Raw genomic sequence first — 12832 nt, 5'->3', positions numbered from 1 at the left:
CCGCATGCCCTCAAAAAGGAACATACATTCCATATTGACTAGTGATTGGAATTATCATTTCATGCGATCCAAGAGCCGGGAGCGTAACACCGGTTCATTCCGGAGGATTGCGTGAACACCAGCCAGGGCGCGACGGCACCGTCGCTCGACGTCATCGCCATCGGCCGCGCGTCCGTCGATCTCTACGGCCAGCAGACCGGCTCGCGGCTCGAGGACATCGCTTCCTTCGCAAAGTCGGTCGGCGGCTGCCCCGCCAACATCTCCATCGGCACCGCGCGGCTCGGCCTTCGCTCGGCGTTGCTGACGCGGGTCGGCGCCGAGCAGATGGGACGTTTCATCCGCGAGCAATTGCAGCGAGAAGGCGTCGTTGTCGAGGGCGTCAAGACCGATCCGGAGCGGCTGACCGCGCTGGTGCTTCTGTCGGTGGAAGAGGAGGGCGTTTCGCCGATGATCTTCTACCGCAGCGATTGCGCCGACATGGCGCTTTCGGAAGAGGATATCGACGAGAGCTTCATCGCCTCCGCCCGGGCCATCGTGGTGACGGGCACGCATTTCTCCCGGCCCAACAGCGACGCCACACAGCGCAAGGCGATCCGCATCGCCAAGGCCAATGGCCGCAAGGTGGTGTTCGACATCGACTACCGGCCCAATCTCTGGGGGCTTGGCGGCCATGCCGAGGGCTTTGGGCGCTATGTCAAATCCGAGCGGGTGTCGTCGCAGCTGCGCACCGTGCTGGCCGATTGCGACCTGGTGGTCGGCACCGAAGAAGAGATCATGATCGCATCCGGCGCCGACGACGTGCTCGGCGCGCTGAAGGCGATCCGCGCGTTGACCGAGGCGACCATCGTGCTCAAGCGCGGGGCGATGGGCTGCATCGTCTATGACGGTCCGATCAGCGACGACCTCGAGGCCGGTATTGTCGGCGACGGTTTTCCCATCGAGGTCTACAATGTGTTGGGTGCCGGCGACGCCTTCATGTCGGGCTTGCTGCGCGGCTGGCTGGGGGGCGAAAGCCTGGCGACATCGGCAACCTGGGCCAATGCCTGTGGCGCGTTCGCCGTTTCCCGGCTGCTGTGCTCGCCGGAATATCCGACCTTCACCGAACTGGAGACGTTCCTGAAAAACGGCAGTGCGCAGCACGCGCTGCGCAAGGACGCAAACCTCAACCACATCCATTGGGCGACGACGCGACGGGCTGAAATCCCCGCGCTGATGGCCCTGGCCTGCGACCACCGCAGCCAGCTCGAAGACGTCGCCCGCAGGCTGGGCGCCGACGAAAAGCGCATCGGCGATTTCAAGGTTCTGGCGGTCAAGGCCGCAGCCAGGGTCGCCGACGGTCGCCCCGGCTACGGCATGCTGCTCGACGAAAAACACGGCCGCGACGCACTGTTCGAATTTGCCCGGCATCCCTTCGCCTGGGTCGGTCGGCCGGTTGAACTGCCGGGTTCGCGCCCGCTGCGCTTCGAATTCTCTCAGGATATCGGCTCGCAACTGGTGGAATGGCCGGTGACGCATTGCATCAAGTGCCTGTGCTTCTACCACCCCGACGACCCGCAGGAGCTGAAGATCGAGCAGCAGGAAAAGCTCGTCGCGCTCTATGAGGCGGCGCGCAAAGTCGGACGCGAACTTCTGGTCGAGATCATCGCCGGCAAGCACGGCAGCATCGACGACGCCACCATTTCGCGCGCACTGGAAGAGCTTTACGCGCTGGGCATCAAGCCGGACTGGTGGAAGCTGGAGCCGCAGGCTTCGCCCGCCGCATGGGCGGGGATCGAGGATACGATCAGGCGCAACGATCCGTGGTGTCGCGGCGTGGTGCTGCTTGGGCTTGAAGCGCCGCAGGAGGAACTGGAAGCGGCGTTTGCGGCAACTGCGGATGCCGGGATCGTCAAGGGCTTTGCCGTGGGGCGCACCATTTTTGCCGAGGCCGCCGAACGATGGCTGGGCGGGCAGATGAACGATGACGAGGCGATCGCGGATATGGCGCAACGCTTCGAAAAGCTGACCGAGGCGTGGTTGCGGGTGAGGGGAGCGAAGTGATGAATTGCGCGGTGCCTCGCTCTACGTTGCCCCCCTCTGTCCTGCCGGACATCTCCCCCGCATGGGGGGAGATCAGCAGTTGCGCGCGCCCCGTATCTCCTGCTGCGGTGACGGTTTGCGAAGGCCTTGATGAAGGCTCAATCTCCCCCCATGCGGGGGAGATGCCCGGCAGGGCAGAGGGGGGCGCGACGGAACGCGGCCTTCCTGGAATTCAGTACGCATTTCCCCAAGGAGCATGATCATGGCAAACACCATCCGCCTGACGATGGCGCAGGCCCTGACGCGTTTCCTGGCGAAACAGATGACCGTTATCGACGGCGAGAAGCTGCCGTTGTTCGGCGGCGTCTGGGCGATTTTCGGCCATGGCAATGTCGCGGGGATCGGCGAGGCGCTCTATCAGGTCCGCGACACGCTGCCGACCTTTCGCGCCCATAACGAGCAGGCGATGGCGCATTCGGCCATTGCCTATGCCAAGGCGCATTTCCGCAGCCGCATGATGGTCGCGACCACCTCCATCGGCCCCGGCGCGCTCAATATGGTGACGGCTGCCGCCTTGGCCCATGTCAATCGGCTGCCGGTGCTGTTTCTGCCCGGCGACGTTTTCGCCAACCGCATTCCCGATCCAGTGCTGCAGCAGGCCGAGGATTTCGGCGATGGCACGGTCACGGTGAATGATTGCTTCCGCCCGGTATCGCGCTATTTTGACCGCATCGCCCGGCCGGAGCAGATCATCCCCGCGCTTGCCCGCGCCATGCAGGTTCTCACCGACCCGGCCGAATGCGGACCGGTGACGCTGGCGCTGTGCCAGGACGTGCAGGCCGAAGCTTACGACTATCCCGAGAGCTTCTTTGACGAACGCATCTGGACGCCGCGTCGGCCACGCCCCGACCGCGACGAACTGGCGGCCGCGGCCGCTGCCCTGAAAGCAGCCAAAAAGCCGCTGATCGTCGCCGGTGGCGGCGTGCTCTACAGCCGCGCCTCCGAGGAACTGGCAAAATTCTCCGCCGCCACCGGTATTCCAGTTTCCGAGACACAGGGCGGCAAATCCTCGCTTCCCGACGACGATGCCCTCAACATGGCGGCTGTCGGCGTGACCGGCACCTCCGCCGCCAATCGGCTCGCCGAGGAGGCCGATGTCGTGCTCGCGGTCGGAACGCGCCTGCAGGATTTCACCACGGGCTCGTGGTCGCTGTTCAAGGCCGAGGGCAACACCATCATCGGGCTCAATGTGCAGGCCTTCGACGCCGGCAAACACCGCGCTCTGCCGCTGGTCGCCGATGCGCGCGAAGGGCTTGCCGAACTCGGGACCGCCATTGGCGGCTACAAGGCGCCCGGCGCCTGGACCGAGAGCGCCAAGGCCGGCAAGACGGCCTGGCAGGGCGATGCCGCCAAGGTGACGGCTGCGACCAATGCCGCCCTGCCGTCCGACGGGCAGGTGATCGGCGCCGTCCAGCGTGCGCTCGGCAAAGAGGTCGTTTTACTACATGCAGCGGGCGGGTTGCCGGGCGAGTTGCACAAGCTGTGGCAGGCCGGTGCTCCAGGGTCCTACCACGCCGAATATGGTTTCTCCTGCATGGGCTACGAAATTGCCGGTGGGTTGGGCGTCAAGATGGCGAGGCCTGACAAGGAGGTCGTCGTCATGGTCGGCGACGGCTCCTATCTGATGCTGAATTCGGAAATCGCCACCTCGATCATGCTCGGGCTGAAGCTGACCGTCGTGCTGCTGGACAACCGTGGCTATGGCTGCATCAACCGGCTGCAGATGGCCACCGGCGGCGCCAACTTCAACAATCTCTTGAAGGATGCGCGCCACGAGGTGCTGCCCGAGGTCGATTTCGCAGCCCATGCCGCGAGCATGGGCGCGGTGTCTGACAAGGCGGCGTCCATCGCCGATCTCGAAGCCGCACTGAGCCGGGCAAAAGGCAACGACCGCACCACAGTCGTCGTCATCGAGACCGACCCGCTGATCTCCACCGAGGCCGGCGGCACCTGGTGGGACGTGGCGGTGCCCGAAGTCAGCGAGCGGGTGGAAGTGAATGCTGCCCGGAAGGGTTATGAGCAGGCTGTGAAACGGCAGCGTGTGGGCAATTGAGCGCAGACGACGAGACAAAACCGGAGTTGATGACGTGAAAGCCAAACTGGGCATGTCCCCTATTGCGTGGTGGAACGACGATCTCGTCGAACTCAGCGACGACGTTTCGCTGGAGGAATGTCTGCGCCAGTCGCGGTCGGCCGGCTTCATCGGCATGGAGCAGGGCCGCCGGTTTCCGAGCACGCCGGACGAGATGTTGCCGATCCTGAGAAAGGCTGACGTGACGCTGTGCGGCGGCTGGTTTTCCGGCACGCTGGTTGATGAGGAACTGGCGGCGAACAAGGATCGCATCCAGCCGATGATCGACCTGTTCAAGGCGGTCGGCGCGCCCTGCATCGTCTATGGCGAGGTCGGCCGCTCGATCCAGGGCGACCGCGCAAAGCCGCTCGCCACCAAGGCCGTGCTGTCGGACGACGAGATGAAGGCCTATGCCGGCAAGCTGACGGCGTTCGGCGAATGGTGCGCGGAGCAGGGCATGCCGCTCTCCTATCACCACCACATGGCCGCGGTGGTGCAGTTCGAGCATGAGATCGACGCCTTCATGAAGCATTCGGGCGAAGGCATTCCGCTGCTGCTCGATGCCGGCCATCTGGCCTTTGCCGGCGGCGACGTGCTGCGCGCCATCGACAACCACCACAAGCGCATCAACCACGTTCATGTGAAGGATATCCGCCAGACCGTGATCGATGGGCTGGACTGGTCCAAGCAGTCATTCCTCGATGCCGTGGCGCTGGGCGCGTTCACCGTGCCGGGCGACGGGTCGCTGGATTTCGGCGCTATCGTCCAACGGCTTGCCGATCACGGCTATGAGGGCTGGTTCGTCGTTGAGGCCGAGCAGGACCCCAGGAAAAACCCGCCGCTCAAGATGGCTGAGGTCGGCCATGCGGAACTGACCCGCGTGATGCAAGCTTCCGGCTATACGCTCGAGACGCAGGCCTTTCCCGACGCGTGAAAGCATGACAATGCCAGCCCCGCACTTGACAAGCGGGCCCTGGGATGACCGGAAGGGACTGTTGAGCAACACAGGAGATCGCCCGTGGGAGACACCAGCCACCCCTTCTTTCGTCCGCTGTGGCGCCGCATTCTCCTTGTCGCCTTCTGCGTGGCATGGGCCGGTTTCGAACTCTATATGGGCTCGTCCTTCTGGGCGACGCTGGTCGGCGGCATGGCCGTGCTGGGGGCGTGGCAGTTCCTGATCAACTACAAGCCCGCGCCGGAACCGGAAGCGGCGAAGGAGGAAACCGACGATGTCACGACTTCTGATCAAGAGCGGTAAGGGCACCGGCCGCGTCACCCATGTCACGCCGGACAGTGCCGGCTGGCGCTATGTCGGCTTCGAGCTTTACCGGTTGAAAGCGGGCGAGACGGCCTCGGCTTCGTCGGGCGAAAGGGAGCTTTGCCTGGTTTTCGTCACCGGCAAGGGCGCGGCAACAGCCGCCGGTCAGGATTTCGGCACACTTGGCGAACGCATGAGCGTCTTCGAGGGCAAGCCGTGGTCGCTCTATGTGCCGCAGGGCAAGGACTGGTCCGTGACGGCCGAGACCGACCTGGAACTTGCAATCTGCACGGCTCCCGGACTTGGCGGCGGCCTGCCCGCCCGCGTCATCGGCCCCGACGACGTCAAGCAGGAAGTGCGCGGCAAGGGCTCGAACACGCGTCACGTCACCAACATCCTGCCCGAGGGCGACCCCGCCGATTCGCTTCTGGTTGTCGAGGTGATCACACCGGCCGGCAACACGTCGAGCTATCCGCCGCATAAGCACGACCAGGACAATCTTCCCGCCGAATCCTACCTCGAAGAAACCTACTATCATCGCCTCAACCCGCCGCAGGGTTTTGGCTTCCAGCGCGTCTATACCGATGCCGATGCAGAGGGCGTGCGCGAACTGGACGAGGCGATGGCGATCGAGGACGGCGACGTGGTTCTGGTGCCGAAGGGCTATCACCCCTGTGCCACCTGCCACGGATACGATCTTTACTATCTCAACGTCATGGCCGGGCCGAAGCGGACCTGGAAGTTCCACAACGCGCCCGAACATGAGTGGCTGATGAAGGCGTGAGCGGCACGGCTTGCCCGCAATCCAAGTCTGCCTCAATCGTGGGATATTTTGCGTCTATACTCACGGTTCGAAGCCGTTTCGGGTCGGATAGGCATGCTGAAAATTTCAGCTTTATGCGCATTCGATAGTGGTGTACTGACGGGTACGCCTCCTTCAGGATCGCCATAGCCGCTGTTTTCGGCGGCTCACCGAGCTTGAAACGGCAGATTTTGTAGCCAACTCGCAAGAAGATCGAGAACCGCCATGCCTGCATATCGTTCGCGCACCACCACTCACGGCCGCAATATGGCGGGCGCGCGCGGCCTATGGCGCGCCACCGGCATGAAGGATTCCGACTTCGGCAAGCCGATTATCGCGGTGGTGAATTCCTTCACTCAGTTCGTGCCCGGCCATGTGCATTTGAAGGACCTCGGCCAGCTGGTCGCGCGCGAAATCGAAGCCGCCGGCGGCGTCGCCAAGGAATTCAACACCATCGCGGTCGATGACGGCATTGCCATGGGCCATGACGGAATGCTCTATTCGCTGCCGTCGCGCGAACTCATCGCCGACTCGGTCGAATATATGGTCAACGCGCACTGCGCCGACGCCATGGTCTGCATCTCCAACTGCGACAAGATCACCCCCGGCATGCTGATGGCGTCATTGCGCCTCAACATCCCGACCATCTTTGTGTCCGGCGGGCCGATGGAAGCCGGCAAGGTCGTCATGCACGGCAAGACCGTCTCGCTCGATCTGGTCGACGCCATGGTGGCCGCGGCTGACGACAAGATCTCCGACGAGGACGTCAAGGTCATCGAGCGCTCTGCCTGCCCCACCTGCGGCTCCTGCTCGGGCATGTTTACCGCCAATTCGATGAACTGCCTGACCGAAGCGCTCGGCTTGTCGCTGCCCGGCAACGGATCGACGCTGGCCACCCATGCCGACCGCAAGGAACTGTTCCTGGAGGCCGGACGCCGCATCGTCGGCCTCGCCCGCCGCTACTACGAGCAGGACGACGAAACCGCGCTGCCGCGCAAGATCGCCAGCAAGAAGGCGTTCGAAAACGCCATGGCGCTCGACATCGCCATGGGCGGCTCGACCAACACCGTGCTGCACATCCTGGCGGCGGCCCATGAAGGCGAGATCGATTTCGACCTCGCCGACATCGACGCCCTATCGCGGCGCGTGCCCTGCCTGTCCAAGGTCGCGCCGGCCAAGGCCGATGTCCACATGGAAGACGTACACCGCGCCGGCGGGATCATGGCGATCCTTGGCGAACTCGACCGCGCCGGCCTGCTCAACACCGACCTGCCCACCGTCCACGCCAAGACCATGGCCGAGGCGCTGGCGTCCTGGGACATCGCCGTCACCGACAATCCGGCCGCGCTCAAGCTGTTTTCCGCCGCACCCGGCGGCATCCCGACGCAGACGGCGTTCAGCCAGGCGGCGCGCTGGGACGAGCTCGACACCGACCGCGAGAACGGCGTCATCCGCGACGCGCAGCACCCCTTCTCCAAGGATGGCGGCCTGGCCGTGCTCAAGGGCAATCTGGCGCTCGATGGCTGCATCGTGAAGACGGCGGGCGTGGACGAATCGATCCTGAAATTCACCGGCCCGGCCAAGGTGTTCGAAAGCCAGGACGCGGCGGTGAAGGGCATTCTGGGCAACGAGGTTGTGGCCGGCGACGTGGTCGTCATCCGCTACGAAGGCCCCAAGGGCGGACCCGGCATGCAGGAAATGCTCTATCCGACGAGCTACCTGAAGTCTAAAGGCCTCGGCAAGGCCTGCGCGCTGATCACCGACGGACGGTTCTCCGGCGGCACGTCAGGCTTGTCGATCGGCCACGCGTCGCCGGAAGCGGCCAATGGCGGCATCATCGGCCTGGTGCAGGATGGCGACACCATCGAGATCGACATTCCCAACCGCACCATCAACCTTGCGGTTGACGAAGCCACCCTGGCCGAGCGCCGTGCCGCGCAGGACGCCTTCGGCTGGAAGCCGCAGCATCCACGCAAGCGCAACGTGACCACCGCGCTCAAGGCCTATGCGGCTTTCGCCACCTCGGCCGATCGCGGCGCCGTGCGGGATCTCGGCAAGCTGGGCTGAGCGGGTCGATCTGAAGCGACCTTCCCCGTCATATCGGTGACGGGGAAGCAGGCCTATTTCTTCCGGAACACCGCTTTCACACGGTTTCTGAACAGCCGCATCATGTTGCGCGTCTCGCGATAGAGATGGAGCTGCGAAGCGGCCTGCCGCGTGATGCGGTCGGTGTTGGGCCGCATGCCGATGACCATGGTGCCGATCGGCCGCCTTTCGGTCCATAGCCGGCTCATCACGGGATGATCGGGGACGGTGCAGGAGTCGGTCATGTCGATATTGGGATCTTCCAGATGCTGCCGAGTGACTTCCGCCACCAGCAGCACGCCCGGCGAATAGGCTGACAGGCTCTCGTCATAGGCGGTCTTCCAGCTATAGGCCACGCCCGCCTCGACGAAGACGACGAGGCTGGCGATGACGCGACCGTCCAGCGTCAGCTGGTGGATGCGGCACTTGTCGCGTTCGGCGAGGCCGTGGATCGCCTCGCGCGCGAAGGCGGCGCGAAGCCGGTCGTTGACCATGGCGGAACGGGCGCGCCCTTTCCATCCCGAGGCTTCCAGCGTCAGGAAGGTTTCGACCGCGGGGCGGATATCGTTGGGGCTGCGCGCCGTCACATGCTCGACCACGCCTTGTTCGGACAAGCGCCGCTTCAGGCGTGCGAGGTTGCGGTAATGATGCGGGCTGATCGCACGCCGCAGATAGGCGTCGCCGTCGAGATCGCTGTGCAGGAAAGGCCGTTCCACCTTCGACGTTATCACCAGGGGCAGGCCGCCGGTTTCGGCCACCGAGCGCAGCATGCGCGCCACCGGCCCGTCGAGGCGTATGTCGGGCAGCACGAAGACGCTGGGCAGCTTGAGATGCGGCCGCGACATGATGGAGATGAGGTCCTCGACCACGCCTTCCGGATCGTCTCGGTCGATCAGAGGCATGCCGAGCGGCCCGAACGGGCTCGACCAGGTGCGCATGACGGTGACGCCAAGCGGAATCGGCGGTTTCTCGACCGAAAAAGGCAGGAGCATTCGCAAGCGCCCGCTATATTCGTCGCCGTCTCGGATGACGGCCAGCCGGACCTCGCGGTCCTCCAGCCTGGGCATGGCGGGTGCGAGAAAGCGCGGATTGAAGAAGACATTCGGCTCGATGGTGCGCGCGCTGAGAAAGTCCAGTTCCTCGACCAGGTCGAAGCCGGCGGAAGCAGGGTAGATCGACAGCCGGCGCGCCTGGCGGTTGGTTTCGATCAATTCGACATGGGTAGGATCGGCCGGGCTTTCGGCAACACCGGCCATGCCGGCAATCAGTGTGCCGGCTGGTCCGCCCCTCATCTCCTCCATCAGCGGAATGGCCGCCATGAAGCTCTACCCCTGTCTCGAACCGCTGCGCCTAGCCGCAAACCAGCGTCAAACTACATCCCTCGCCTTAAGAAACGGTTGGGCGTTTCGCTACTGTTTCCGTGTAAAAGATCGGAGTCTCGACATTTCGCGGTGGTGGCGAGACGTTTGCCTGCTCGGGATAGGGTTCGTGAAGCCTGTAATCGTTTATGGCGTTGCTGCGTTCCGGCTTCTTGAACACCTGCCAGATCGGTAAACCGACGAACTCCAGAAACAGGGCAATCGCATGCAAAAAATGCAGAAGCATGTTTTTCCAGATCCAGTGGCAGCAACACCGATACCCAACCGGCAATATGTCGCGTAACAGTGACTTCGTCATAAGATATGGTGACGCGGTTATTCAGGTACAATCCGACCGGATACTACCATTCGACCCGGCTTTTTAATCACCGATTCGCCGCCAGTTCCTTCAGCCGATACAGCGCCTCCAGCGCCTCGCGCGGCGTCATCTCGTCGGGCACAAGCGTGGACAGGCTTTTTGCCAAAGCGTCGTTGGCCACAGGCTTGGGTTCCTCGCGCCTGACGGCTGCGGAAAACAGCGGCAGGTCGTCGACCAGGCGGTTGGCCTTGCCGGAGGTTTCGCCCTCTTCGAGCTGGTGCAGAACTGCCTTGGCGCGCTGCACCACAGCGTCCGGCAGACCGGCCAGCCGCGCCACCTGCACGCCGTAGGAGCGGTCGGCGGCACCCTTGCCGACCTCGTGCAGGAAGACGACGTCGCCCTCCCATTCCTTCACCCGCATCGTGACGTTGTGCAGCCGCTCGAGCTTGCCGGCCAATGCCGTCAGCTCGTGGAAATGGGTGGCGAAGACAGCGCGACAGCGGTTCTTCTCGTGCAGATATTCGACCGCCGCCCAGGCGATGGACAGGCCGTCGAAGGTCGCGGTGCCGCGTCCAATCTCGTCGAGGATCACCAGCGAGCGCTCGGTCGCCTGGTTGAGGATCGCCGCAGTCTCGACCATCTCGACCATGAAGGTCGAGCGCCCGCGCGCCAGGTCGTCGGAGGCGCCGACGCGGGAGAACAGCCGGTCGACGACGCCGATATGGGCGCGCTTGGCCGGCACGAAGGAGCCCATCTGCGCCAGGATTGCGATCAGCGCGTTCTGGCGCAGGAAGGTCGATTTACCGCCCATGTTGGGGCCGGTCAGAAGCCAGATCGCTCCGGTCCTGGAACCCTCGCCGGGCGACAGGTCGCAATCGTTGGCGACGAAAGGCGCACCGGCCTCGCGCCGCAGCGCCTGCTCAACCACCGGATGCCGGCCGCCTTCGATGTCGAAGGCGAGCCCCGCATCCACCTGCGGCCTGCTCCACGCCTCGTTGATCGCCACCACCGCAAGTGCGGACGACACATCGAGCACGGCCAGCGCGTCAGCGCCGGCGCGGATGGTCTCGACATGCTCGACCGCTTCCAAAGACAGCGCCTCAAAGGCTTTCAGCTCGATCGCCAGCGCCCGGTCGGCGGCGTTGGCGATCTTGGTCTCGATCCCGGCCAACTCGGTGGTGGTGAAGCGCATGGCGCTCGCCATGGTTTGGCGGTGGATGAAGCGCGACTTCGCCTCGTCGCTGCCGTTCATGATCGCCTGGTGGTTGGCGGTCACCTCTATGTAATAACCCAGCACATTGTTGTGCCGGATCTTCAGCGAACGGATGCCCGTCTCCTCGATCAGGTCGCGTTCCATCGCCGCGATCACCCGCCGCGACTGGTCGCGCAGCGCCCGCATTTCGTCCAGCTCGGCGTCATAGCCTTCGCGCAGGAAGCCGCCGTCGCGCTTGAGCAGCGGCAACTCGTCAGCCAGGGCGTTGTAGAGATGATCGGCGAAGACTGCCGGCAGCGCCTTGATGGCGGCGAGGGCGGCGTCCAGTTCCTTGGGCAGTTCGGCTGCCTCAAACAGCTCGGCGGCCGCGCGCGCAGCGTCGAAGCCGGCGCGCAGCGCGCCGAGGTCGCGCGGACCGCCACGATTGAGAGCCAGCCGCGACAGTGCGCGCGGCATGTCGGCGACGCCCTTGAGGCACTGCCGCAGCGCATCCGCCGTCCGCGTTTCGCGCTGGAACCACGACACCGAATCCAGCCGGCGCGCAATCGCCTCCGGATCGGTCAGCGGCGACATCATCCGGTCGGCCAGAAGCCGCGCGCCGCCGCCCGTCACCGTACGGTCCACCGCCCGGAACAGAGAACCCTCGCGGCTGCCCGACAGGGTGCGCAGCAGTTCGAGATTGGTGCGTGTCGCCGGATCGATGAACAGCGTCGAGCCGCTCTGCTCGCGCTCGGGATGGGCCAGAGGCGGCCGCTCCGCCTTCTGCGTCTTCTCGACATAGGCGATGGCGCCCGAAATCGCCGCCAGCTCAGCGCGCGAAAACGCGCCGAAACTGTCTGGCGTCGCCACGCCGTAAAAGCGCGCGATGCGGCCGGGCGCGGATGCCGAATCGAATAGAGCAGCCGGCTGCGGATTGGCGATACGTCCGATCAGGTCGAAGGCCGGCTTCAACTCATCGTCATAAAACATCGTGTCCGGCAGAACGACCTCGCGCGGGTCGATGCGGAAGATGTCGGCCGCCAGCCGGTCGGCGGTGGTCTCCGCGACGCGAAAAATGCCGGTCGATATCTCGATCCAGGCCATGGCGAGGCACTGGTCGGCGTTGCCTTTGACCCGGCCCAGCGCCATGAGAAAGCTCGATTCCGAAGGCGCCAGTAGCTTGTCTTCGGTGATCGTGCCGGGCGTCACCAGCCGCACCACGTCGCGCTTGACCACCGACTTGCTGCCGCGCTTGCGGGCTTCGGCGGGGTCCTCGACCTGCTCGCACACCGCGACGCGGAAGCCGAGCCCGATCAGTTTCTGAAGATAGTCGTCGGCGGCATGCACCGGCACGCCGCACATCGGGATGTCGTCGCCCTGGTGCTTGCCGCGCTTGGTCAGCACGATGCCGAGCGCCCGGCTCGCCTTTTCCGCATCGTCGAAAAACAGCTCGTAGAAATCGCCCATGCGATAGAACAGCAGCGAATCCGGATTCGCCGACTTGATCTCGATATACTGTTCCATCATCGGCGTGGCGCCGGCTTTCGCCGCTTCCAGCGCCGCCATGGCGGATTGGTTGGTGTCGTCCAAGGGCTCGTCCGCAAAAATGAGATATCCGCTCCTGCTTGGCGGTTTACAGCGGCGATGTGTAGCCTTAATCCGGAACGC

The 12832-nt window shown here is 64.4% G+C and carries 9 protein-coding genes; 6 read left to right on the top strand and 3 right to left on the bottom strand.

Translation table 11 applies throughout. From position 1 onward, the window contains the following. The first annotated feature begins 111 nt into the window (after positions 1-111). The 6 genes from ICI42_RS02705 to ilvD all read left to right on the top strand — a co-directional run bounded on the left by ICI42_RS02705 (position 112) and on the right by ilvD (position 8277). Complete coding sequence (locus ICI42_RS02705) at positions 112-2040, top strand: bifunctional 5-dehydro-2-deoxygluconokinase/5-dehydro-2-deoxyphosphogluconate aldolase (protein WP_188162980.1); 1929 nt, start codon at positions 112-114, stop codon at positions 2038-2040. 241 nt (positions 2041-2281) lie between these two features. Further along, positions 2282-4132: a 3D-(3,5/4)-trihydroxycyclohexane-1,2-dione acylhydrolase (decyclizing) gene (gene iolD, locus ICI42_RS02700; protein WP_188162979.1), complete on the top strand. Its 1851-nt coding sequence runs from the start codon at positions 2282-2284 to the stop codon at positions 4130-4132. Between the two features lie 34 nt (positions 4133-4166). Then, a complete protein-coding gene (iolE, locus tag ICI42_RS02695; protein WP_188162978.1) occupies positions 4167-5084 on the top strand; it encodes a myo-inosose-2 dehydratase in 918 nt (305 codons plus the stop codon). A gap of 84 nt (positions 5085-5168) precedes the next feature. Continuing rightward, positions 5169-5408, top strand: coding sequence for a DUF3329 domain-containing protein (locus tag ICI42_RS02690; RefSeq protein WP_188162977.1), 240 nt, complete (start codon positions 5169-5171; stop codon positions 5406-5408). Further along, a complete protein-coding gene (gene iolB, locus ICI42_RS02685; RefSeq protein ID WP_188162976.1) occupies positions 5380-6192 on the top strand; it encodes a 5-deoxy-glucuronate isomerase in 813 nt (270 codons plus the stop codon). The genes ICI42_RS02690 and iolB overlap by 29 nt, the downstream gene beginning before the upstream one ends. 243 nt (positions 6193-6435) lie before the next feature. Next, the gene (gene ilvD, locus ICI42_RS02680; RefSeq protein WP_188162975.1) at positions 6436-8277 is read left to right on the top strand and encodes a dihydroxy-acid dehydratase; all 1842 of its coding nucleotides are present in this window, start codon (positions 6436-6438) and stop codon (positions 8275-8277) included. A 53-nt stretch (positions 8278-8330) separates the two neighbouring features. Here the strand turns inward: ilvD and ICI42_RS02675 are convergent, their stop codons facing one another. From ICI42_RS02675 to mutS, 3 genes are all read right to left on the bottom strand, one after another. Next, positions 8331-9614, bottom strand: a complete 1284-nt coding sequence (locus tag ICI42_RS02675) for a GNAT family N-acetyltransferase (RefSeq protein WP_188162974.1) — start codon at positions 9612-9614, stop codon at positions 8331-8333. Between the two features lie 67 nt (positions 9615-9681). Further along, complete coding sequence (locus ICI42_RS02670) at positions 9682-9900, bottom strand: hypothetical protein (protein ID WP_188162973.1); 219 nt, start codon at positions 9898-9900, stop codon at positions 9682-9684. 139 nt (positions 9901-10039) lie between these two features. Continuing rightward, positions 10040-12730 carry a DNA mismatch repair protein MutS gene (mutS, locus tag ICI42_RS02665; protein WP_188163688.1) on the bottom strand — a complete coding sequence of 897 codons (2691 nt, stop codon included), beginning with the start codon at positions 12728-12730 and terminating at the stop codon, positions 10040-10042. Positions 12731-12832 lie beyond the last annotated feature (102 nt).

Origin of the sequence: Oryzicola mucosus (assembly GCF_014534685.1) — a bacterium.
In the GTDB taxonomy this organism is placed as follows: Bacteria; Pseudomonadota; Alphaproteobacteria; order Rhizobiales; family Rhizobiaceae; genus Oryzicola; species Oryzicola mucosus.
The sequence above is the reverse complement of the archived record's forward strand: the minus strand, read 5'-3'. Positions and strand labels throughout refer to the sequence as shown.

Coding starts and splice junctions, on each gene's coding strand:
- iolB (WP_188162976.1), top strand. CDS start 5,380: ATGTCACGACTTCTGATCAAGAGCGGTAAGGGCACCGGCCGCGTCACC.
- iolD (WP_188162979.1), top strand. CDS start 2,282: ATGGCAAACACCATCCGCCTGACGATGGCGCAGGCCCTGACGCGTTTC.
- ICI42_RS02670 (WP_188162973.1), bottom strand. CDS start 9,900: ATGCTTCTGCATTTTTTGCATGCGATTGCCCTGTTTCTGGAGTTCGTC.
- ilvD (WP_188162975.1), top strand. CDS start 6,436: ATGCCTGCATATCGTTCGCGCACCACCACTCACGGCCGCAATATGGCG.
- mutS (WP_188163688.1), bottom strand. CDS start 12,730: ATGGCGGCGCTGGAAGCGGCGAAAGCCGGCGCCACGCCGATGATGGAA.
- ICI42_RS02675 (WP_188162974.1), bottom strand. CDS start 9,614: ATGGCGGCCATTCCGCTGATGGAGGAGATGAGGGGCGGACCAGCCGGC.